24 protein-coding genes are annotated in these 22,263 nt (G+C 51.1%); 8 read left to right on the top strand and 16 right to left on the bottom strand.

Going from position 1 to position 22,263, the window contains the following annotated elements:
- Positions 1-16 precede the first annotated feature (16 nt).
- From LI114_RS04515 to LI114_RS04495, 5 genes are all read right to left on the bottom strand, one after another.
- Positions 17-988, bottom strand: a complete 972-nt coding sequence (locus LI114_RS04515) for an ATP-binding protein (protein ID WP_227219635.1) — start codon at positions 986-988, stop codon at positions 17-19.
- A 12-nt stretch (positions 989-1,000) separates the two neighbouring features.
- A complete protein-coding gene (locus LI114_RS04510) occupies positions 1,001-1,324 on the bottom strand; it encodes a cyclic-di-AMP receptor (RefSeq protein ID WP_227219634.1) in 324 nt (107 codons plus the stop codon).
- Positions 1,325-1,381: 57 nt separating this feature from the next.
- Positions 1,382-2,704 carry a PLP-dependent transferase gene (locus tag LI114_RS04505; protein ID WP_227219633.1) on the bottom strand — a complete coding sequence of 441 codons (1,323 nt, stop codon included), beginning with the start codon at positions 2,702-2,704 and terminating at the stop codon, positions 1,382-1,384.
- 79 nt (positions 2,705-2,783) lie between these two features.
- On the bottom strand, positions 2,784-3,023 hold the full coding sequence (locus LI114_RS04500) for a helix-turn-helix domain-containing protein (RefSeq protein ID WP_227219632.1): 240 nt from the start codon (positions 3,021-3,023) through the stop codon (positions 2,784-2,786).
- Complete coding sequence (locus LI114_RS04495; RefSeq protein WP_227219631.1) at positions 3,020-3,337, bottom strand: hypothetical protein; 318 nt, start codon at positions 3,335-3,337, stop codon at positions 3,020-3,022. The genes LI114_RS04500 and LI114_RS04495 overlap by 4 nt, the downstream gene beginning before the upstream one ends.
- 598 nt (positions 3,338-3,935) lie before the next feature.
- On the opposite strand from LI114_RS04495, the gene LI114_RS04490 reads away from it, so the two are divergent.
- The 3 genes from LI114_RS04490 (at position 3,936) to LI114_RS04480 (ending at position 7,316) form a co-directional block, all read left to right on the top strand.
- Positions 3,936-4,175, top strand: a complete 240-nt coding sequence (locus LI114_RS04490; protein ID WP_227219630.1) for a DUF896 domain-containing protein — start codon at positions 3,936-3,938, stop codon at positions 4,173-4,175.
- Positions 4,176-4,180: 5 nt separating this feature from the next.
- Positions 4,181-5,173 (top strand): helix-turn-helix transcriptional regulator, encoded by a 993-nt coding sequence (locus LI114_RS04485; RefSeq protein ID WP_227219629.1) that lies wholly within the window; start codon positions 4,181-4,183, stop codon positions 5,171-5,173.
- A 316-nt stretch (positions 5,174-5,489) separates the two neighbouring features.
- Positions 5,490-7,316, top strand: coding sequence for an NPXTG-anchored protein (locus LI114_RS04480; RefSeq protein ID WP_227219628.1), 1,827 nt, complete (start codon positions 5,490-5,492; stop codon positions 7,314-7,316).
- Positions 7,317-7,406: 90 nt separating this feature from the next.
- Here LI114_RS04480 and LI114_RS04475 read toward each other — a convergent pair whose 3' ends face one another.
- From LI114_RS04475 to LI114_RS14275, 3 genes are read right to left on the bottom strand one after another with little or no spacing between them, the layout of a single operon-like run.
- On the bottom strand, positions 7,407-8,282 hold the full coding sequence (locus LI114_RS04475) for a hypothetical protein (protein ID WP_022127911.1): 876 nt from the start codon (positions 8,280-8,282) through the stop codon (positions 7,407-7,409).
- 1 nt (position 8,283) lies between these two features.
- Entirely contained in the window at positions 8,284-9,363 is a 1,080-nt protein-coding gene (locus LI114_RS04470) for a 6-phosphofructokinase (protein ID WP_227219627.1), read from the bottom strand.
- Between the two features lie 37 nt (positions 9,364-9,400).
- Positions 9,401-11,452: a methyl-accepting chemotaxis protein gene (locus tag LI114_RS14275; RefSeq protein WP_227219626.1), complete on the bottom strand. Its 2,052-nt coding sequence runs from the start codon at positions 11,450-11,452 to the stop codon at positions 9,401-9,403.
- 172 nt (positions 11,453-11,624) lie between these two features.
- On the opposite strand from LI114_RS14275, the gene LI114_RS04460 reads away from it, so the two are divergent.
- Positions 11,625-12,497 carry a polysaccharide deacetylase family protein gene (locus tag LI114_RS04460; protein ID WP_227219625.1) on the top strand — a complete coding sequence of 291 codons (873 nt, stop codon included), beginning with the start codon at positions 11,625-11,627 and terminating at the stop codon, positions 12,495-12,497.
- 45 nt (positions 12,498-12,542) lie between these two features.
- Here the strand turns inward: LI114_RS04460 and LI114_RS04455 are convergent, their stop codons facing one another.
- Positions 12,543-13,823, bottom strand: coding sequence for an AI-2E family transporter (locus LI114_RS04455; protein WP_227219624.1), 1,281 nt, complete (start codon positions 13,821-13,823; stop codon positions 12,543-12,545).
- Positions 13,824-14,227: 404 nt separating this feature from the next.
- Here LI114_RS04455 and LI114_RS04450 point away from each other — a divergent pair, with 404 nt between their 5' ends.
- The 3 genes from LI114_RS04450 to LI114_RS04440 all read left to right on the top strand — a co-directional run bounded on the left by LI114_RS04450 (position 14,228) and on the right by LI114_RS04440 (position 17,268).
- Entirely contained in the window at positions 14,228-14,791 is a 564-nt protein-coding gene (locus LI114_RS04450) for a manganese efflux pump MntP family protein (protein ID WP_227219623.1), read from the top strand.
- Between the two features lie 136 nt (positions 14,792-14,927).
- On the top strand, positions 14,928-15,602 hold the full coding sequence (locus tag LI114_RS04445) for a response regulator transcription factor (RefSeq protein WP_227219622.1): 675 nt from the start codon (positions 14,928-14,930) through the stop codon (positions 15,600-15,602).
- A complete protein-coding gene (locus LI114_RS04440; protein ID WP_227219621.1) occupies positions 15,586-17,268 on the top strand; it encodes a sensor histidine kinase in 1,683 nt (560 codons plus the stop codon). The genes LI114_RS04445 and LI114_RS04440 overlap by 17 nt, the downstream gene beginning before the upstream one ends.
- 109 nt (positions 17,269-17,377) lie before the next feature.
- Here the strand turns inward: LI114_RS04440 and LI114_RS04435 are convergent, their stop codons facing one another.
- Genes LI114_RS04435 through LI114_RS04405 form a run of 7 tightly spaced genes read right to left on the bottom strand, consistent with a single transcriptional unit; the run spans position 17,378 to position 21,497 of the window.
- On the bottom strand, positions 17,378-17,788 hold the full coding sequence (locus LI114_RS04435) for a M67 family metallopeptidase (protein ID WP_227219620.1): 411 nt from the start codon (positions 17,786-17,788) through the stop codon (positions 17,378-17,380).
- Positions 17,785-18,597: a thiazole biosynthesis adenylyltransferase ThiF gene (gene thiF / locus LI114_RS04430; RefSeq protein WP_227219619.1), complete on the bottom strand. Its 813-nt coding sequence runs from the start codon at positions 18,595-18,597 to the stop codon at positions 17,785-17,787. Before thiF ends, LI114_RS04435 begins: the two co-directional genes overlap by 4 nt.
- Positions 18,597-18,803 carry a sulfur carrier protein ThiS gene (gene thiS, locus LI114_RS04425; RefSeq protein ID WP_022127921.1) on the bottom strand — a complete coding sequence of 69 codons (207 nt, stop codon included), beginning with the start codon at positions 18,801-18,803 and terminating at the stop codon, positions 18,597-18,599. The genes thiF and thiS overlap by 1 nt, the downstream gene beginning before the upstream one ends.
- Positions 18,804-18,836: 33 nt before the next feature.
- The gene (locus tag LI114_RS04420) at positions 18,837-19,151 is read right to left on the bottom strand and encodes a thioredoxin family protein (RefSeq protein ID WP_227219618.1); all 315 of its coding nucleotides are present in this window, start codon (positions 19,149-19,151) and stop codon (positions 18,837-18,839) included.
- A gap of 2 nt (positions 19,152-19,153) precedes the next feature.
- The gene (locus tag LI114_RS04415) at positions 19,154-19,399 is read right to left on the bottom strand and encodes a sulfurtransferase TusA family protein (RefSeq protein WP_022127923.1); all 246 of its coding nucleotides are present in this window, start codon (positions 19,397-19,399) and stop codon (positions 19,154-19,156) included.
- The gene (locus tag LI114_RS04410; protein ID WP_227219617.1) at positions 19,392-20,255 is read right to left on the bottom strand and encodes a 4Fe-4S binding protein; all 864 of its coding nucleotides are present in this window, start codon (positions 20,253-20,255) and stop codon (positions 19,392-19,394) included. The genes LI114_RS04415 and LI114_RS04410 overlap by 8 nt, the downstream gene beginning before the upstream one ends.
- A 15-nt stretch (positions 20,256-20,270) precedes the next feature.
- On the bottom strand, positions 20,271-21,497 hold the full coding sequence (locus LI114_RS04405; RefSeq protein WP_227219616.1) for an O-acetylhomoserine aminocarboxypropyltransferase/cysteine synthase family protein: 1,227 nt from the start codon (positions 21,495-21,497) through the stop codon (positions 20,271-20,273).
- Positions 21,498-21,796: 299 nt separating this feature from the next.
- Between LI114_RS04405 and LI114_RS04400 the strand changes: the two genes are divergently transcribed.
- The gene (locus tag LI114_RS04400) at positions 21,797-22,249 is read left to right on the top strand and encodes an RrF2 family transcriptional regulator (protein ID WP_227219615.1); all 453 of its coding nucleotides are present in this window, start codon (positions 21,797-21,799) and stop codon (positions 22,247-22,249) included.
- The last annotated feature ends 14 nt before the right edge of the window (positions 22,250-22,263 follow it).

The raw sequence follows: 22,263 nt of genomic DNA, 5'->3' as shown, positions 1-22,263 counted from the left end.
ATTTAAAAACGCTCATTTACGCAAATATGCTCGCCGTGTACGCGGCGGGTATCGCCGAAAGCAGACCGTTGCCCGCTATGCGCCGCAGAAATTCGCCCGTGGTGTCGTAAATATCCGCCAGCCGCGCGGTGGTGAAGCTTTCGCTCAGCGCCCCGCATACTTTCTGCGAGAAAACCCTCGGCGCGGGCGCACCCGCTCTCATTCGGCAGGCGTCGCGCATTATCCGCTGCAGGTACACCATCACGGCAGATAGCGCTTCCTTTTTCAGCTCGCACTCCGCCAGCGCTTTCAGCAGACCGTATTCGCTGCGCTGCGCAATGGCAAGGGCAGCGTTTTCCGCATACTCCGCCGCCGCGCGCAGCTTTTCGTCGCCGCAGTAGTCTAGGCATCTGCCGATGTTTCCGCCGTGGCGGCGCACAGCTTCCTCAGCCATAGCGCGGTCTATCCCGTGCGCTTCAAGATAGCCCTGCGCGGCGGCAGGCTCTACCTCTTCCGCCTGCAATATCAGCGTTCGCGAGATTATCGTGTCGAGAAATATCTCCTTGCTCTTCGCCGTAAGTATCACTACTACCGATTCGGGCGGTTCTTCTATCAGTTTCAGAAGCGTGTTTTGTATCTGCTGTAAGGTCTGCACAGACTTGTCCATATCGGGGATAAGGTATATCTTGTACCTGCCCTCGCTGGGTGAGATCTGCGCGTCGGCCGTCAGCGCGCGTATGTCGTCTACCTTGTAGTTACCGAGCGCGTTGGCGGGGGCTGTTATGAAGTCGGGGTGCGCGCCGTCCTCTATCATACGGCAGGCACGGCATACCCCGCAGGGCGTGCCAGTGCCATTTTCGCACAGCAACTGCTGGGCTATCAGCTTCGCGATGAGCTTTTTGCCCAGCCCCTTCTCGCCGCATATCATTATCGAGTGCGGCTCGCGCCCCTTGGCTATCAGCGAGGAGGTGAGGTCGGCTGCCGAGCGGTTTTCGCAAAGCTCTATCATTTTGCCCGCCCCTTATACCTGCTCGAAGCGCTCGATGTCGGTAACGAATATGGTAGCGCCGCCTATGGTGACTTCCACAGGGTACGAACCGCCGCCGTCAGGCTCGATAATGGTCGAGCTGGGCACGAACTGCTTTCTTTTGCGCGAATGTTCTTTGCAGGTGTCGATAACGGTGTCAACGTCCTCTTCGCGGCAGCAGATCATAAAAGTAGTGTTGCCCGCCGAGAGAAATCCGCCCGTAGATGCAAGCTTCGTAGCGCGTATGCCCTTTTTCAGCAGCGCCTTTGATACGGCGTAGTTGTCGTCGTTATTTACTATGGCGTAAACCAGTTTCATAGAGATCATTCTCCTTATTTTAAAGCGTAAGCGGCAGCATTTTGCTGCTCATATCTATTATAACACATCTATCTGCAAAATGCTATACCTTTTGAGAATTTTTATCGCTTCTGCGGAAATTTTTTCGCCGCCCATCACCGCCGCTACCGAGGGCTGGCAGGACATAGCGCTGCGTGCGCACACCCTGCCCTCGGCTTTTTCAACGTCTATCCGCTCGGCGCGGCTAAGCTCGGCCTGCCGCAGGCTCATCACCTTTTCGGGGCGCAGCGGCTCGGGCGGGCAGGGGATAGCCAGCGGCTCGCGCAGCTCCAGCCCGCTGAAAAAGCGCTCTATCCGCTCGAAATCCCGCTCGGGATTGTAGGGCGAGAGCATCAGCACTACTACCTCCGCGTCGGCGTATTCGCACTCCATCTTGCTGCGGCGCATCATCTCGGCGAGCTGCACGCCCGTATACCCGATCTTCACCGCGTCTATCGTGATCTTCATGGCTTCGCGCGAAATGTCGCTGATGCCGCGCTCGGCGAGCAGTTTTTTCGTCCGCGCCGTTCTTTCGCAGCAGGCGCGCAGCATTTCGGGCAGGTCGCCCTCCAGCAGGTCGGTGCAGCGGTCGAGCGATCCCATTATCAGGTATGATGGGCTTGTCGAGCCGAAGAGCACCATCGCGGGCTTCGCCAGCTCGTCAAAGTCGGCGGGCGCGTTTTTCGCAATGTGCAGGTACGCCCCGCCCGTGTAGACGGGGAGCGTTTTGTGCGCCGACTCGCATACTATGTCCGCGCCGAGGTCTAGCGGGTGCATACCCTCGCCTACAAATTTCAGATACGCGCCGTGGGCATTGTCGCAGATGAGCAGAGCGCCGTGCTTTTTGCAAACGCGGCTTATCCCGCCTATGTCCGAAATTCCGCCGAGGTAGTCGGGCGAGGTGATGTACACCGCGTCAACTCCGCCGCCCGCCAGCGCTTTCTCCACCGCTTCGGGCGCAGCGCCGCACTCGCAAAGCCGTGCCGAGCCGCTCTCGGGGAATATCCACTTTACGTCGATGTCCAGCAGCACGCAGGCGCTTATGAACGCGCGGTGGCAGTTTCGCGGAGCGGCTACGGTCATACGCCTGCCGAAATGCCGCGCGGCTAAGCCTAGCGCCGCTTTTATGCAAAGGCTGCTACCCTCCGCCGACCAGCAGGTAGTACGCGCGCCGAATATCTCCGCCGTGCGCCGCTCGCCTTGCGCTATCACGCCCTCGCTCTCAAAAAGCGAGTCCGCGCCCTTTATCTCGGTGAGGTCGAGCGGCTCAAGACCGTGTATCTTACACCCCTTGTGCCCCGGCATATGCAGCCGCGAAATGCCAGAAGCGGCGTAATCTTCTGCGAATTTATTCAAGCTCATGCGTATCCCTCATTCTGCGCTCGGATAACCCCCTGTTTAATAAGGTATACCCGAGCGTGTTTTTTACAATTTATGTATCTCAGCTTCTCAGCCTGCGGGCGGCTTCGGCAGTCTTCATCAGCTTCGCCATTCCGCGGCGGATAGTCCTGCTCACGGTCGATGGGCAAACGCCCTGCTGCTGCGCTATCGAGCGCACCGTTTCGCCGTCCCTGTAATATTTAATTATATAACATTTTTGCCTTTCGGTCAATTCATTTTCTATCAAATTTTCAAGATATTCAGAGTTTCCCGCGATGCAGCGGCGCGAAAGCAGACTCACGAAGCGCCACGCTCCCTTGCGAGCAGACTTGGGCTTGGCGGGGGCGGCGCGGCGAGCCTGAGCATATGGTCGGCAGCCGCGCGCAGCTCGCGCCTTTCGCAAAGCAGCACGTCGATGCGAAATTCAAGCTGCTCCAGCTCATGCGGCTCGGGGCGCTGCTTTATCCTCGCACGCAGCTTCTCTATCTGTAGGGAGATGTTCTCCTCGTCGCGCCTGTACTGCTCGGTCAGCCGAAGCAAGTCGGTGCTGATCTGCGGGCAGGGCGCGGGGAGGGTCTGAACGTTTGCAATTCTTGCATTTTTCTTTTTTCTCATGGCATATTCCTTTCGTTCGGCGCAAAACGCCGTCATTTTGCAGCGCAGGCGGCTGCCCGCGCTTCGGCTTCTTCCTAGATTTTGGGGTGAGTGGAAAGAGGCGACTGAATTCATAAAAGAACAAATGTTCTTTTCTCTAAGTCTAATTATAACCGATTTTCGCAAAAAGTCAAGAGGGGAAAGCTATTTTTGTACACAATGCACAAACTCTGTGCAAATTTTTAAACCGCCGCCGTTCGCCGAGAAGAACATCCGCAAGCGCTTCGCTTAGTGATGAACGGGTGAGCTTTTTGTATAAATTGAGGGAAAATTATCGGACACTTTGTGCAAAATTAACGTTGAAATCTCACGAAAAGTGTGGTATAATATATTCACGGCAGATTTGTGGGACTTTTTATGGACTTTTATATCAAAAAGCATGGCGAAAAAGACTTAAAAATGCCAAGAGTCCAAAAAATAAATCAGCAGATCGCCGAAACGGTACTTGTGTAATACCGTATTTTTTCGGGCAGTCGTTCAAGGCGGTGCCGAGGGCAAGACCTCGGGCGGAGCTCCGCGTATGCAGACGGTGCGCACGAAAGAAAGAGGAGAAAAAATTATGGAGAGTGAAAAAATTGCGAGATTGTCGGAACTCACCGCCATCGCCCGCGAGAGGGAGCTTACTCCCGAAGAGCAGAGCGAAAGACAGGCACTGAGAAACGAGTACCGCGCAGCCGTTACGGGCTCACTGCGCGCTCAGCTCAATAACACGACGATCATAAACCCCGACGGCAGCTGCACCAAAGTGCACGAACATATGCTCGGGGAAAAAAGCAAAAAGACGAGCGGGGAGGGTTAATTAAATTGGCAGGCGTATCAAAGCAGAAGCAAAAGTTGCTTATAATGGAGCAGCTTTTTAATCAGCGCACCGATGAGAGCCACGCTATAACGGGAAATCAGCTTATAGATATTCTCGGGGCTATGGGCATAAAGGCGGAGCGCAAGACTATATATGACGATATTGCTACCCTGTGCGACGCGGGGCTGAATATCGAAACTACTAAGATCGGCCACTCTAACGCTTATTACATGGGCGAGCGGCTGTTTACCGACGAGGAGCTGAAAGCGCTTGCTAACGCTGTGGCTTCCTCAAAATATTTGACGATCAAAAGATCGAATGAGATAATCAAAAAGCTGCAAACTCTTACCAGCGAATACCACGCGCCCGGGCTGCGCCGCTCGATACATAACGAGAACCGCACAAAAACGCAGTCTGACGCCGTGTATCGCGCTGTGGACGTTTTGCAGGAGGCTATACTTTCCGACCGCTGCGCCGAATTTACCTGCACTGATAACTCGGGCGAGAAGAAAAAAGGCGGCAAGCGGGCAGAGGAGCGCGTGACTATATCGCCCTACCAAATAGTTTGGGAGTGCGAGAGGTACTACGTTATCTGCTGGTGCGAAAAGCAGCAGAAGATATGCCGTTACCGCGCGGAAAGGCTTACAGATATAGCCGTCGGCAGCGAGAAGCGCCATCCGCTCACCGAAGAGGAAGAGCGGGAGCTGCGCCGTCTGAAATCGGGCGGAGAACTCGGCGAGGGCACTTCCGAAGTGCTGAAAATACAGTTTATAGATAGCTTAACGGAAGCGGTGTGCGAAAAATTTGGGGATAAGGTACAGATGCACCGCGAAAAGGACGGCTGTTTTACAATAGAAGCAGAAGTCAAGCTCTCGCCAAACTTCTGGGGCTGGCTTTTCGGTCTGGGCGATGGCGCAAAGATTCTTGCGCCGCAGTACGCCGCTGAGATAGCGGGAGAAAGGCTGAAAAAGCTTTCGCAGATCTACGCAGAGGGCTGAGAGCAAAGGCGGAAACGCGGCAGTTTTCCGCCTTTCAACGATTATCCTATATGAAATTTTGTTGCATATGGTCTAACAAATTCGGCTAATTTGTTAGAAGATAATATTTAAAAAGTTTCATATATTAGTATAAAAACGGTGAAAATTGATTACAATTTGGTAAAAATGCACGATGGTTTATCATGGATTTAGTCAAAATGACTATTGCAAATATGATAAACATGTGATATAATATAGCTATGATTATCAGGGGCGGGTCATACGCTCATGGTATATTCGCACTTGAAAAAAATTTTTTTAATGGAGGAATTTTAAAATGAAAGCAACTAAGATTCTGGCCGGACTTTCGGCTACTGCTTTCGCTGCTTCTCTCATTACTATGGTAAGCGCTTCCGCTGCTACCGAAGTAAAAGCTGAGAATTTTGGCGCGCAGGTTTATGTAATGGGCAACGGCTCCTGGAACTGGCAGTCTGTTGATACCAAGTTCAGTGCTGACGGAAAGCTCACCCTGACCGGCAACGCAAAGGACCTCGCTGAGGCTTCTAAGGGCAGCGATGCTACTATCGGTGATGCCGGCATCCAGTTCTACATGGGCGATGATGTTACTCTTGCTGAAGGCGAGACCGTGACCGCTACCATTAATTACACAATTACCGGTGAAGGCGACTATGAGAAGTCCGGTTCTGTAGCTATCGACTTCGGCGGCAAGGACAACAATGGCGAGACCATCACTAAAACAACCGCTTCACTGTTCGGCTATGACTCTAACTGGGCTGACCTCGAGGCTGTTGGCGACTTCACTCTCGAAGCTACCATTGCTGACGTACAGGTTAACGAGGGCGGCGACGATTCTTCTTCTGACAGCGAAGTTTATGAGCTTCCTCAGACCGTTGACACCTCTGCTGAGGAGTACAGCGCTTGGGGTTCGCAGGGTTCTGTAGACTACAAGTATTTTGCAAACCTTCCCGAGGGCAAGGACCTGCAGGTAACTGTAAACTACAAGATTCTTGGCAATGATACATACCATATCCTCTCGCCCAGAATTATGGCTGCTGGCTGGCCTAAGCTGACCGAGTATATCAAGGGTCTTGAGGCTAAGGAGAACTACACTGACGAGCAGCTCAAGGACTACACCGGTGCTCCTCTGCTCCAGAACGATGGCTCTATACTCGTTTACAACGCTGACGCTGAGTCCTTCACATTTACAATTACTGCTGAGGGTGTAGCTGCAATTCGTGAAGCTTATGAGGAAAATAATAACTACGGCGGACTGCTCTTCTCTGCTTACGACGCTTCTATTAGCTCTGTAACTGTTGCTGAGCCTGCTGAGGTCGTAGAGTGCCCCTGCGGATGCGGATGCACTTCTGATACTTGCAAGAATTGGGACGAAGCAGCCGGCGCTTGCGGATGCGGATGCGCTGACGTAGTAGAGCTTGATGCTACTCTCGGTTTCGCTGCTGGCGGCTGGTATCCTCAGGACTGGAAGTCCACCACTCACATTGAGGGCGATGGAGAGTACACCCTTTCCTACACTCTGAGAGACGACGATGGAAATGTTAAGGACAATGACGCTTATGACGGCGCAGTTGTTCTCGTAGTTGACATCGCTGACGTATATGATGGTGCTGCTGACGAAACTATCGAAGACAGAGAGCTTCTGTACCCTGACTTCGCAGCTACTCTTAAGGCTGTAAAGGTTGACGGTCAGGAAATCAATTTCGACGCTAAAAAGGTTAAGTATGGCAACATCGAAAACAACAAGACCAGCTACAGAATCGAGATCTACAACGAGTACGGCGATACCAAGGCTGATTCTCCTATCAATCTGGCAGACCTCAAGGGTACTGACCTTGATCTTGTATTCGACGTTTCCGGTCTTGGCGACATGAGCGGAATCTGCTCTTGCGAGTCGACTTCTTCTGAGGACAGCTCTTCTGAGGCTGATTCTTCTTCTGAGGCTGATTCTTCCTCTGATGCTACTACTTCCACCGGAAGCAGCAGCGCAGCTGGCACCACTTCTTCCACCACCTCTTCTCAGGGTGGCAAGACTGATACCAACCCCTCTACCGGTGCTGCTGCACTCGGCGCTGTTGGTGTGATCCTTGCTGGTGCTGCTATGGCAGTTTCCAAGAAGAAGGACTAATCTGAGCGACTAGTAAAGAATAAACTTCTTTAAATATAAAACGCTGTCGAGCGATCGGCAGCGTTTTTGTTTTGTGTATAAAAAAACCGACTAAAAAGTCGGTTTAAAATACTTTATTCGTGCCCCGGCCTTAAAGAAAGGTTCATCTTCAATGTTTCGCAGGATCTTTCGACAGGGAAATGAGGTTATGAATGCCGCTGCGTGGATAAATTCTGCGCTGGAAGGCATTTCGTTTTTCAGATCGTTACCCTCAAAAGCAATGCTCGTTTCAGCGTCCGTAAATTGAGGCAGTGCGTTTGCAATGAGTCTGTCAATGCTGATTTTAATGAATTCGGTCGTCAGTTTTAGTTCTTTTGATATAGATGGGTAAACATCGCGCTCAAAGTTGAAACGTTTAAATGGGTTAACAACTACTTGGAATACAGTTTCTGCCAGTGGTTCAAATCCCTCCGCTGTTGGCGAACAGTGCATTGATCGTAATGTAAGCTTTATGCATTCAATCACTTTTTTGTAGTAAAACTCTTTCGTGACAACCTTTGTTATCAGAAATTTTTCAATGTGCCGTGCTTGTGCTGCAGGGTCAAACGGTGGTTTGATGAAGTAAAATCCTTGGTACTTCGCCGCGAGTCGGTCAAGTTCGGGTGTGCGTTTCTGCGCAATGTTTACCAGCATCGGCATGTACATCAATTCGCTCTCCAGCTCATGAGTCAGCGCGATAAACCATTCGAGATCGACGGAATCGGTGCTGATTATCAGCACGTCGGGTCGGTAAATGCGGAAATGTTCGGAAATGCTGTCGTACGGTTTCATTGCGTTGACCGAGATCTGATCGTGCGATATATGCGAAACGAGCGAGCCGATCTGCATTGACTGGTCGAGCACAGCAACTACTTTCAGTGTGCCGATTATCGCTTCATCTCCATATGGGTATCTTAGGAAATTCAAGTTTTGAATGTCGTATCGCATTTTAGTCGCCGAACGAAATGCCGATGTCTTTGGCTGTCTTTACCATCTGGTCGTCGGCGGGAACGAACTTAGTTTTGCCTGCAACGTCCGAAAGCTTGTTTTCAGAGATCTTGTCGCCGATCTTTGCTACCGCATAGCCAAACTTGTTCTGCGCGATCAGCTCAGCCGCGTGTACGCCAAATTGCGTTGCAAGAATGCGGTCATAAGCGCTCGGGCTGCCGCCGCGAAGCATATGTCCCGGCACACAAACGCGTGTTTCAAGTCCGGTCGAGGTCTGTATCTGGGTCGCGATGCGGTTTGAAGCGGTCGTGATTCCAGCCTCTGCGCGCGCCTTAGCACGCTCTTTTTTCTTCATTTTCGCCTCTTCGACGTCAAATGCGCCCTCGGCAACTGCAAGAATCGAGAAGCCCTTGCCCTGCTGTGCACGCTTTTCGCACGCCGCGCAGAGTTTGTCGATATCGTAGGGGATCTCGGGGATAACGATCATGTCCGCGCCTCCCGCGATACCCGAATACAGCGTCAGCCATCCAGCTTTGTTGCCCATTATCTCGACAACAAGAATGCGTCCGTGCGAATTCGCGGTGGTGTGCAGGCGGTCGATAACGTCGGTCGCGATGTCAACTGCGGTGTGGAAGCCGAAAGTCACGCTCGTGCCCCAAATATCGTTGTCGATCGTTTTTGGCAGACCGATGACGTTCAGTCCCTCTTCGGCAAGCAGATTAGCCGTCTTGTGCGTGCCATTGCCGCCAAGAGTGAGTAGGCAGTCCAACTTCTGGTCTTTGTAAGTTTTTTTCATATTTCTAACTTTGTCAACATTATCCTCTTCGACCACTTTCATCATCTTGAAAGGCGTGCGTTTTGTACCGAAGATCGTACCGCCGGTGGTCAAAATTCCCGAAAAATCTGAGGGCTGCATAATTTTGCACTGGTTGTTTATCAGTCCCGAGTAGCCGTCCTGTATGCCGATGATCTCTACATCGCTGCCAAATTTTTCATAGCAAGCTTTCGCCACACCGCGTATGGTCGCGTTCAGTCCGGGGCAGTCGCCGCCGCTCGTTAAAATTCCAATTCTTCTTTTCATGTTTTGAACCCTCCTGTTTCGGTTTCAAATATTTATATTAGTACTTGTCGTCTTTGTCGTCGAGATCTATTTTGATCTGCTCTTCCTCTTCATTTTCCTGCGTTTCGTCGCCGTCATTGTCGCTCGGCAGTTCGTCGCCGGGCTTGTCGGAAAGCTTAAATCTTGCTATCATGTTCTTGAGTATCAGCGATTGTCCCGAAAGCTCTTCGCTTGCGGAAGCTGAGCCGATAGCAGTAGCTGTGTTGGCAGAAACTACCGCCGAGATCTGGTCAACGCCCGTGTTTATCTGCGAGATCGCCTCCGACTGCTCAGCCGAGGCGTCTGCGATGTTCTTCATCAGTTCCTGTATTTTGTCGCTGCTCTTAACTGTATTTTCAAGCGACTTTGCAGTTTCCTGCGCGATCGCCGTGCCGCGCTTTACAGCGTTCGCCGAGCGCTCGATAAGCGCCGAGCTCTGCTTTGCCGCCTCCGCCGATCTTGTCGCGAGCTGACGTACTTCGTCCGCAACTACGCCGAAGCCCTTCGAGCCTTCGCGTGCCGCCTCTACCGCCGCGTTCAGCGCGAGTATGTTGGTCTGGAACGAGATCTCGTCGATGACCTTGATGATGTTTGCAATTTCGGAGGAAGTCTGATTTATCAGCTCCATAGCCTCCAGCATATTCGACATATCGCTGTTGCAGTTTGAGATCGCGGTCGAGTTGTCGCTTACGCGGCGGTACGCGTCCTTAGCGTCGCTGGAGTTGCGTGCTACCTGATCCGAAACGCCGCCCAGCGTAGCCGAAAGCTCTTCGATGGCGCTTGCCTGCTGCGTCGCGCCCTGCGAAAGCGCCTGAGCCGAGTTGGAAACCTGAACCGCTCCCGATGTCACCTGCTCGGCGGAGTGGTTGATAGAGTCGAAGGTTTCGGAAAGCGACTCGAAAATCTCGTTGAACGTAGTCTTTATCTTGAGGAAATCGCCCTTGAAGTTGCCCTCCATGCGGTGGCAGAGGTTGCCCTCGGCGATCTGCTGGAGCGCTACTTGTATCAGATTGATGTATTGGCGCAGGCTGACTATCGTTTCTTCAAGCGAGTTGGAAAGTATGCCTAACTCGTCGCGCGAGTACCAAACGTCTACGCGGGTGGAGATATCGCCCTGAGAAAGCTTGCGCAAACGCTGCGTTGTGGAAACTATCGGGTGAGAGATGCTGCGTGCAAAGAGCACAGAAACCAGCAATGTTACGATTATAACGCTTGCCGCAACAAGAATCATCACGCGCATTGATGTTGCCGTCATGGCGTTGAAGCTGCTTGTCGGTACGCTCGCGATAAGCGTTCCGCCAAAGTTTGAAACTGCTGAGTAGCCCACCGCGTAGTCCTCTTTTGAAAGCTCGTACTCGGTGCTGCCGTTTTTGCCGTTGAGCGCGTTGCTGAAAGCGTCAGCCATGCTCTGGTAATTCTCGTCGGTTTTAGCAAGCTCTATCGGATTTCTGTTCGCGTATTTCGTGCCTGAAGAGTTAGACTGGAATATTATCTCACCGTTATTCTCTATAATGTATACTGTGCTGTTCAGTTCGTCGTCCGCTATCAGCGTCTCGTTGATAGATGTGCAGTTCAGAACTATCGCCGAAATGAAGGTAGCATCGTTAGAAGGCACAAGTATAGCGAAGAAGTTCTCGTTGTCTACTGTTACGATGTCGGTAAGGGTAGCCGTCTTGCGCTTTGCGGCGTTCCAAATGTCGTTTTCGGTGATAACGTCTGCGCAGCGCGAGCCGTCTGAATCCAGCTGCGAACCTGATGAAGAGTACACCGCAAAGTCGCTGATGAGGGCGTTGTCGCTGAAAGCTTCGTCTAAAGCGGCTGTTTTTTTCTGCGGCGTATCAAGCGCTTCGTAATCGGCATCGAGCGCCACGCGGCTTGCGCGCTCGATATATTCGTTTATCATGTAGTCAAAGCTCACGGCTGTTTCGCTTGCGAGCGAGCGCATCGTAACAGCCAGCGTGTGCTTCGTGGAAATGTTAATGTATATAAGGAAGATCACGCACAGCAGCACTGATATTCCCAAAGCCAGTGAAAGCATGGCGAGCATGATTTTTGAACGTATAGATCTCACGGTTATGTACCCCCATTTATCAAACCTGCGCGGGTGCAGGCGTGTAATAGTCTAATAAATATTATATCAGATTTCAACAAAAAAAACAAGAGCAAATCAAGATTTTTTGGAATTTTACTAAATTTTTTTACATACAAATTCTATGATAAGATAAGAAAAGGGGTAATCGTCTATGTTTGCTAGTTTAAGGATATACCGTGCAGCGGCCTTGATGGCTGCCGCTGCCGCTGCGGTGCTGGTATGCGGGCTGGTACGCTCGTTTTCCGCCGATCGCGCTGCCGCTGAGGGCGATGGCACAGATCTGCCGATAATCATGTATCACAGCGTTGTAAAAGGCGAGTCGCAGTCGGGCGAATACGTTCTCTCCGCCGCCGAGCTTGAAGCCGACCTGGAATACATCACGCAGTCGGGCTACACGCCCGTTTTCTGCACCGAAGTCGCCGATCATGTAAAAAACGGCACGCCGCTGCCCGAAAAGCCGATAGTGCTTACTTTCGACGACGGCTGTTACAATAATTTCTATTATGTGCTTACGCTGCTTGAAAAATACAAATGCAAGGGCGTTTTCTGTCTGGTAGGGGAGTGGTGCACCGCCGCCGCCGAGGAGGCTTCGCCGAACCCCGCCTACTCGACTATGGACATCGAAAATGCGCGGACTATGGCGCTTAGCGGCTGGTGCGAGCTTGCCTGCCATTCTTGGGATATGCACGCTTTGGGCGAGCGGCGGGGCGTTTCGCAGATGGCGGGCGAGAGTGACGAGGACTACTGCCGCGCTCTGCGCAACGACACCCACAAAGCCTTGAAGATACTGGAGAAAGCCCTGCCAAAGGGCGAAGAGCCGGTAACTTACGCCTACCCCTACGGCATGCGCAGCGAGCTTACCGAGGAGATAGTGCGCCAGTTCGGCTTTGAGGTGACTCTGAGCTGTGAGGAGCGCGTGAACCGCGTGGCGGTCGGCGACGAAAGTTCGCTCTCGTTCATGGGCAGGTTCAACCGTCCCGCAGGGATAAGCTCGGCGGATTTTTTTAAGGACATACTGAAATAAAAAACGGGGCGCTTCCGAATTGCGGAATGCGTCCCGTATAGATTTTTATTCAGCAGGTGCTGCGTTGTCAGCCGTTTGAGCCGTCTGAACAGGTTCGGCAGAAGCAGGCTGTTCCTCCGCTCCGTCGGGCGGGTCGGCGGTGTCTTCCGTTTCGGCGGGCAGCATATCATCTCTGCCGTGCTTGTGAAGCAGGAAGTAGACCAGCTTTTTCACAATATCGTAAATTACGGCGAAGAGCGGCACGCCTATTATCATGCCAACGAAGCCCATAAGTCCGCCAAAAAGCAGTATCGCGAAAAGTATCCAGAATGCCGAAAGCTTTGTAGTACTGCCCATGCACTTAGGCCCTAGTATATTGCCGTCGAACTGCTGGAGTATGAATATGAATATCACGAAGTAAACGCATTTTATCGGGCTGGTGACGAATATCAGCAGAGCCGAGGGTATAGCGCCGATAAATGGCCCGAAGAAGGGGATTATGTTCGTAACGCCGACGATAACGCTTATCAGCATAACGTCCTCGTAATTCATTATCTTTAGGAATACGAAGCAGATCAGTCCCACTATCGCCGAGTCGAGCACCTTGCCGCGCAGGAAGCCGCTGAACATTCTGTCCGCGTACTTTACCTCGCCGAAGATGAGGTCGGCGGATTTTGGACGAAACACCGCGTATAGCAGCATCTTAGACTGCCGCGCGAAAAGCTTGCGCGAAGCCAGCAGGTATATCGAGATGATAAAGCCTATCACGATATTCAGCGCGAACGTGAATATCAGCGAGATACTGCTTCCCACGCCGCTGAGCAGAGTTTGTATAGAGGGCATAAGCTGGAGCTGAGTCCAGTTGTCGAACTTATCGTACACCACGTCTACCGCATTCATCAGGTATTTTTTTAGCTGCGGGTAGTCTGCCAGCCGTTCGTTAGACCAGTTGATAAAGTCCATAACAAGCCCCGGCACTGAGAGCACCAGCGATACCAAGCTTTTCAGCGTAGCGGGCACTATAAGCAGCACCAGCACGGCTATCACCGCTATTGCCGAGAGCGAGCTCATGGCGACCGCGAGGGTAGCGGCAAGCTTCGGTTTCCATTTCTTATCGGGCAGCAGCTTGTTCATCCAGCGCTCGTAAGTATTGCAGAGCGGTGCGAGCAGGTAGGCGAGCACGCCGCCTATTATGAAAGGCTCGAGTATGCTCTTTACCACCTCTACCGCCGCGGCAAGCTCTTTCTTGCGGAAGATTATGTATATCATAAGCATTCCCGCCGCCAGCACTGCAAAAGCCGTAAGCCCCGCGTATATGTATTTGGTCTTTTCGTTGCTTTTTTTCAAAATGTCACCCCTTGGGAAAAGTGCGTACACACAAAACAAATCAATACACTATTTCTATTATACTATATCTTGTAGGAATTATCAATAGGGAAATGTAAAATATACTAAAAAAATTAAGTGATATTAGAATGTTAGCCTTGTGAAATTTTTTCCGCGAATCCCTTGACACGGGTAATAAAATATGTTAGTATATAGTATAATCTCTTTGAGGGAGTAGTCGGCGCGGATAGCTTTTGCGGCTGATTTTCGCGCGGCGCAGTTCGACATAATGGCGGCGAGTTACCGCCCGGCGGCGCATACCGATTTTTTTTTATTGGAACGATGAGACTCATGGACGAAAACGCTCTAAGTGTTTTTGTCCGTGGGTCTTTTTTTGTAATTTGATACAAGGAAGGTATTTTAAGATGGGACTTCTGGAACTTTTCATTCTCGCGGTAGGGCTTTCTATGGACGCTTTCGCCGTTTCAGTCTGTAAGGGGCTGTCGCTGGGCAAGATACGCTTTAAGCACATGGCGACAGCAGGTTTGTGGTTCGGCGGATTTCAGGCGCTTATGCCTACTATCGGCTTTCTGCTGGGCAGGAGCTTTGCCGATATGGTAACTAAATACGCGCACTGGATAGCCTTTGTGCTGCTGGTGCTCATCGGCGCGAATATGCTGAAAGAGGCGCTCTTGGGCGAGGAGGAAAAGCCTGACGCCGACGCTTCCATGTCCGCGAAAAAAATGTTCATGCTCGCGATAGCTACCAGTATCGACGCGCTGGCGGTAGGCGTTACATTCGCTTTTCTCGAGGTGCATATAGTACCCGCGGTATCTTTCATCGGCGCGGTGACATTCGTATTCTCGGCGGCGGGCATAAAGATAGGCAGCATTTTCGGCGACAAGTACAAGACTAAGGCAGAGGCCTGCGGCGGCATAATTCTCATACTGCTTGGTATAAAGATACTCGTGGAAGCGCTCATGAAGTGATAAAGCTTTGGTATATTTGCTTATATTTTTTTGGTATTTTCACAAAATATACATATAAGTATGGTAGGATAATAACAGAAAAATGTGAAAGGGCGCGAGCGCTGTACCCGCTCTCTTTTAAACGGAGGTAATTGATATGCCAAAGCTTTTGGTTGTAGACGATGAAGAGCGTATCCGCGACATAATACGCGAGTATGCAGAATTTAACGATTTTCAGGTAACGGAGGCCGCCGACGGCATGGAGGCTGTTGAGTGCGTGAAGAAAAACGATTTCGACATCATAGTTATGGACATCATGATGCCGAAGCTCGACGGATACTCCGCCTGCAAGGAAATAAAGAAGATAAAGGATATACCAGTGATAATGCTCTCCGCCCGCGGCGAGGAGTATGATAAGCTTTTCGGATTTGAGATAGGCGTAGACGATTACGTTGTAAAGCCTTTTTCGCCCAAGGAGCTTATGGCGAGGATCCGCGCCGTGATGAACCGCGTGAACTCGGCTAAAAAGACCGAGGACGTCATCACCTATAAGGGTCTTGTTATAAATTTCACCGCGCGCGAAGTGCTTATAGACGGCGTAAAGGCGCAGATGACGCCGAAGGAGTACGACCTGCTCTTCTACCTCGTGAAGAATATGAACATCGCTCTTTCGCGCGAAAAGCTGCTGGAAGAGGTATGGGGCTTTGATTTCTACGGCGACGACCGCACGGTAGATACACACATCAAGATGCTGCGCAACAGCTTAGGCCCGTACCGCAACCTGATAGTAACGCTGAGAGGAATGGGCTACAAGTTTGAAAAGATCAACTGATAAGAAAAAGCCCGAAGCAGAAGTGCCTGCGCGGGCGGAGGGCGCGGCTGCCGAGGAAAAAGGCGGCAGGAAAAAGCGCCGCTGCTTCGCCAAATTCCGCAAGCGCCGCACGCTGAAAACGTATGTGTGGACATATTTCATGTTCTTCGTGCTTTTCGTGTTGGCGCTGCTCTGGCTTTTCCAGTATTTTTTCCTGCCGAAGTATTATCGCTCGGCTAGGATACGCACCGCCGCGGACAGCGCTGAAAGCGTTATAAACAGCTACAATTCTTCTGAGCTGGAGGAAGCGCGCTCGTTTGCGCGGCAGACGGCTTTTAATAACAATATGTTCGTCATGATATGCGACGAATCAGGCAAAGAGCTGATAATGGAAAACAACATGGGCAACTTTTCATTTTTCAGCAAGGATAAGAGCAAAAATTACGGCAAGACCATCTACCGCTTCCGCAGCGAGCTGGAAAATTCCAACGAGGACAGCCTTACCACGATAAAGCACAGCGACGAATTCGGCGCGGAGGAGATATTCTACTGCAAGCGCTTTTCTGACAGCGAGGGCAGCACGATGTATGTATTCATCGAAGCGCCGGTAGAGCCGATAGATTCTACCGTAAGCATTATCCGCGAGCAGCTCGTGTACATCACGATAATCCTCTTCGAGCTGGCTTTCATAGTCACCGTGCTTATCTCTGCGCGCGTGGCAAGGCCGATAGAAAAGCTTACCGAAACGGCGCAGAAATTCGGCGAGGGCGATTACGAAGTAGAATTTTCCGCCGAGGGCTACCGCGAGATAGAAGAACTGGCTACCGTGCTGGACGACGCGCGAAATGAGGTCAAAAAGGTGACCGACCTGCGCAAAGACCTCATAGCCAATATATCTCACGACCTTCGCACGCCGCTTACTATGGTAAAGGCTTACGCCGAGATGATACGCGACCTTTCGGGCAACGACCCCGTAAAGCGCGAGAAGCACTGCCAGATAATAATAGACGAAGCCGACCGCCTCTCGAACCTCGTAAATTCGATACTGGAGCTTTCGAAGCTTGAAAGCTCGAATATGGAGCTGAACAAGACCGATTATTCGATACACGAGCAGATAGAGGACGTGCTGAAACGCTATACGCTGATGATAGAGCAAAACGGCTACGATATAGCTTTCGAGCCCGACGACGACCGCACCATCTGCGCCGACCGCGAAAAGATAGCGCAGGTGCTCTACAATTTCGTAAACAACGCTATCAATTACAGCGGCGAGAAAAAGCGCATACGCATAAAGCAGATAAACCGCCCCGGAATAGTGCGCATAGAAGTCACCGATAATGGGCAGGGCATAGCGAAGGACAAGCTTTCGCAGGTCTTCGACCGCTACTACCGCGGCGGAAAGGTGCGCCGCGAAACTGTCGGCACAGGCTTAGGCCTTTCGATATGCAAAGAGATACTGAAAATGCACGAGTTCGCATTCGGCGTTATCTCGGAAGAGGGCAGCGGCTCGACATTCTGGTTTGAGGCTAAGGAAACGCCCCTGCCGAAGCTGCCGCCGAAGAACAGCGCCGATGATGAGCCGATAGAGGCGGAATTTATCAACGAGGAAAGCGCGGCGGACGAGGCCGATATAGATAAAGATAAGCCGAAGGCAGATGCGGCGAAAGATGAAAAAGATAAAACGTAGGATAATTGCTTAAACGTTATAACGGCATAAACGAAGCGGGCTGATCTCACTGAAATTAGAGGTCAGCCCGCTTTGTTTTCTTTTTCATACTTTGCCTTTGTCAGGATTATTATTCTATGACAAGCTCTTCCTTTTCGGCGTCGCTGCCATTGATCTTGAAAGAGTTGAGCACAGGCTCATCTCTGTTCATAAGCGAGAGTATCATGTAGCTCGCCTTGCTGTCGTAAGCCAGACGCTTGTCCTCCTCAGAGGGGCGCGAGGGCGACTCGGGGTGAGAGTGCCAGTTGCCCAGCGGGGAGATACCTTGCGCGCGCATATCCTTTACCGCCGCGAGCTGCTCTTTCGGGTCGAGAGAGAAGTGCTCGTTTGAGTGGTCGATATTGGTCAGTAGGTAAACTTTCTTGATTATCTTTACGCCGTCCTCTATAACGCCGCCGATAAGGCCGCAAGCCTCGTTCGGCAGCTCGCTTTCAGCGTGAGCAAGTATTTTTTCAAAATCGCTTTTGCTTAGTTTTATCATAGATGTACACCGTCGCATTCTGCCTGTTCGTAGTCTATAAGCTCGGTAATGGTAGGCTCATCGCCGCATACCGCGCACTTATGCTTGTCGTTCGGCAGCTTTACCTTGCGGAACTCCATTTTCAGAGCGTCGTAGGTAAGCAGGTAGCCTGTAAGCAGGTCGCCTACGCCGATAATGTATTTGATAGCTTCCATAGCCTGTAAGCTGCCAATAACGCCGCCCATAGCGCCGATAACGCCCGCCTGCTTGCAGGTAGGTACAGCGTCCTTCGGGGGCGGGTTCTTGAATACGCAGCGGTAGCAGGGGCCTTGACCGGGAACGTATGTCATAAGCTGACCCTTAAAGCGTATGATACCGGCGTGCGAGAAGGGCTTTTTCGCCATTACGCAGGCGTCGTTGATAAGGAACTTGGCAGGGAAGTTGTCGGTGCCGTCGATGATAAAATCGTAGTCCTTTATCAGATCCATTATGTTTTCGCTGTCAACGAATGTGCGGTAGGTGTTTACCTTTACGTCGGGGTTCAGCTTTTCCATAGTTTCCTTAGCCGACTGTACCTTAGCCTTGCCCACGTCCTCAGTAGCGTGGATTATCTGGCGCTGCAGGTTTGAAAGATCTACTTCGTCAGCGTCCGCAATGCCGATAGTGCCTACGCCCGCCGCCGCGAGGTACATAGCCGCAGGTGCGCCCAGTCCGCCCGCGCCGATGATGAGCACCTTAGCGTTCATCAGCTTTTTCTGCCCCTTTACGCCTACCTCTTTGAGGATAATGTGGCGCGAATAGCGCTCTATCTGTTCGTTAGTAAATGCCATTACTGTCCGCCTCCCATGAAATAGAGAAATTCTACTACGTCGCCGTCTTTGAGCACGGTGCTCTCGAATGTGCCGCTCTCTACGAACTCATCGTTTATGGTAACGGTAACGTATTCGGGAGTTTCTACCTTTTCGTCGATGATGAGCTGCGCTACGGTAAGTCCGTCTGCAACTTCCTTTTTATTTCCTGCTGCTGTGATAGTCATGATAACATTTCTCCTTACATATTGTATAAAATTTTATTCGTTAGCTTCTATCGCCGCTTCGAGCTCGGCTCTCTTTACCGCGCCCGTGAGTCGGGAAACTTCTTTGCCGTCTTTGAAAAATATAAGCGTTGGTACAGCCGAAACGCCGTATTTTACAGCGGTGTCAGCGTCGAAATTTATGTTCAGCTTTACCAGCTTCACATTCTCCCTCTGCTCTTCGGCTTCGGCAAGCAGCGGGGACATTCGCTTGCAGGGCACGCAGGAATCTGAATAGAAATCTGCTATCACTAGCTTTCCGCTCTCTGCTATCTCGGTTTCAAAAGTTTCGCCGTTTGCCTTTACTGCCATTTTTAATCTCCCACCTTTTCTACTATGAGGTCGTATGTGCCGTCCTCGTTGTTTATCAGCTTGAGTATCTTGTGACCCTCTTCCTTTACGCTGCGGGGCACGTTCTGTACAGGCTCGCCGTCGTTCATTCTTATGGCGAGTATCTGTCCCTCGTCAAGCTCTTCGAGGGCTACTTTTGCCTTTACGAATGTGGTAGGGCAGACTACGTCGGTGATGTCTACCGTATCGTCGATCTTAAATTCAGCCATTGTTATATACCTCCAGTATTTCTTTTTCAAACTTTTCCCTGCCCACGCGGTCGATGGTGAATTTAAAGCGCTCGCCCGCGTTTGCGTTTTTCTCAAAGAAGATTATAGCGGCGTCGCAGATCTTCATGAGAGTTTCCTTGTCCTCTATAAAGGGTATTATAGTTTCGCCCTTATTGATGGTGTTTCCGAAAAGTCCGCCGAATGAAACTATGTAGCCGTGTATGGTGTCCCAAGCTTCGGTCGGGCAGGCTTTGTAGCAGCGTCCGCAGAAGTTGCAGAGGCTCTCGTCTACCTTTATCTCGCCGTCCTCTATGGTGATGGCGTTGCGGCGGCAGGCTTTAGCGCAAACTCCGCAGTGTATGCAGTCGGCTTCGCGCCACTTTACTTTTATGCCGCCCTTTATTCCCACGTCGTTCTCTTCGGATTTTAAGCAGTTGTTCTGGCAGCCGGTAATGCCGAACTTGAATTTGTGCGGCAGCTCGCGGGCGAAGTAGCGCTCGTCAAGCTCTTTAGCCAGCGCATAGGTGTCGATACAGCCGCTAGGACAGACGGCTGCACCCTGACAAGCTGTGATAGTTCTTACTCTGGGGCCGCAAACGCCCGGCTCGGTATCGCCCGCAGCCAGCGCCGCTTTTACTTCGTCGATGTCGTCGAGCTTTATAAAAGGTATCTCTACGCTCTGGCGCGAAGTGAGGTGCACATAGCCCTCGCCGTATTTATCTGAAACTTCTGCTATTGTCGCGAGCTGCTTTGCGGTAAGGTTGCCGCCTACTACTCGCAGTCTGAGTGAAAAGTTGTTTTTCTGCTTCTGGCGCATAAATCCGCCTTTTTTCAGTGTTGAGTAATCAGTTGCCATTATATATTATCCTCCTCAGATATTCTCTATTGACTGTTTGAAATCTTGTATAAGGTCTTCGGCGTCCTCTATTCCGACGCTTATCCTTATGGTGTCGCCGTATACGCCCGCGCTGAGCTGCTGCTTTTCGCTGCTGTGGGTGTATATCGTGCTGGCGGGGTGTATGACTAGCGTTCTCACGTCGCCGATGTTGGTCGCGTTCACCGCGAGTTTCAGCCCGTTTATCAGCTTGAATGCGCGCTCTTTAGAGCCTGCGCGTATGGTAACTATCGCGCCGCCCATGCCTTTAAGCTGCTTTTTGCAAAGCGGGTAAAATGGGCTGCTTTCAAGCGCGGGGTAGTTTACCTCTATGCCCTCGCAGCTCTCAAAGAATTTCGCGAGCGCCAGCGCATTAGAGCAGCTGCGCTCCATACGCAGGCCCATAGTTTCCAGACCCACGCTGTTCATGAAAGCGTTCATCGGCGCGAGGCAGCCGCCCACGTTGCGCCAAATTCCGTTTCTCAGCTTCGCGATGTATGCAAATTTTCCGAATTTCTTGTACTCGGCAAGCCCCGCGTAGCGCTCGCAGTTCCACTTGAAGCTGCCGCTGTCGATTATTATTCCGCTTATCGAGTTTCCGCCGCCGTTTATGTATTTCGAGCTTGAGTGCACCACTATATCTGCGCCAAAATCGAACGGGTGTATCAGATAAGGAGTTGCGGTAGTAGCGTCGATGATGAGCGGCACGCCGTGCGAGTGCGCCAGAGCCGATACTTCCTCAAGGTCTGCCACCTCGAGATTAGGATTGCCGATAAGCTCGGCAAACACGGCTTTAGTTTTATCGTTTATCAAAGGCTCTATCTCCTCGGCGGTGACGTGCTCTACAAAGCGCGTTTTTATGCCGAAAGCCATTAGGTCGCCGAAAAGGTCGATAGTACCGCCGAAAAGCCCCGCTGCCGCGATGACCTCGTCGCCCTGCTGCAAGATATTGAGCAGCGACATCGTAACAGCCGCCATGCCCGATGAACAGGCTACTGCTCCGACGCCCTTTTCGAGCGCGTTTATGCGGTTTTCAAACGCCGCTACGGTAGGATTGCTTATCCGCGTGTACGCAAAACCGGGAGCTTTATTATTGAAAACTTTTTCAAGCTGCTCGGCAGAGTCCTGCGCGAAAGCGCTTACCTGATATATCGGCGTGAGCGTAGCGCCCGTACCCTTTTCAGGTGAAAAGCCGCCGTGCAGCAAAGAAGTATTGAATTTCAAAGGATATTCCCCCATTTCATTTTTCGGGAAGCCTGCATTATAAAAGGTAGTGATATGCTAATACTAAATACTGGTCTTAAATAGGTTTCCCCTTGGTATGGATATATTATAGCACTTAAATCATACAAAGTCAATAGGATAACTATAAATTTAACATAATTTTTAAAAATCAGCGAAGTTTTATAAAAACCCTTGACATTCTGACGAAAAAAGTATAAAATATATTATGTTGATAGGAATTGTATGAATAGTAGGAAACTGATTTTGACCAAATTCTAGTATGAAAGGAATGGAACGCTATGAAAATATCTACAAAGGTAGAGTGCGGCATTATCGCGATAGCCGATATAGCCCTTAATTCAGAAAACAGCGAAACTGTAACGGTGTACAGCATAGCAGACCGCAGGGCGCTCTCATGTAAATATTTAGAGCAGGTGCTCTCAGCGCTGCGCCACGCAAAGCTTATAAAAGGTATAAAAGGCTCGCGCGGGGGATATATCCTCGCCAAAAGCGCCGACGAGATAACTCTGAAAGAGATAATCGACGCGCTCGACCCCAGCGTATTGGGCAGCGACGTGGCTATGGTGAACGCCGAAAACAAGCAGCTTTCGGAAGTGCTGGACGAAGTACTCTGGAGCAGATTTGAGCGCGAGCTTAACGGGCTGGCGAAAAATATAACTCTCAAAAATTTTATTCAGAGATACAGCGAAGAAACACTTGAAAAAAATGCGGAACCGATGTATTATATATAAAGGAGGCTGATGAA

The organism is Ruminococcus sp. 210702-SL.1.03, from assembly GCF_020559915.1.
Lineage (GTDB): Bacteria > Bacillota > Clostridia > Oscillospirales > Ruminococcaceae > YE71.
This window is presented reverse-complemented; position numbering and strand designations above follow the sequence as displayed.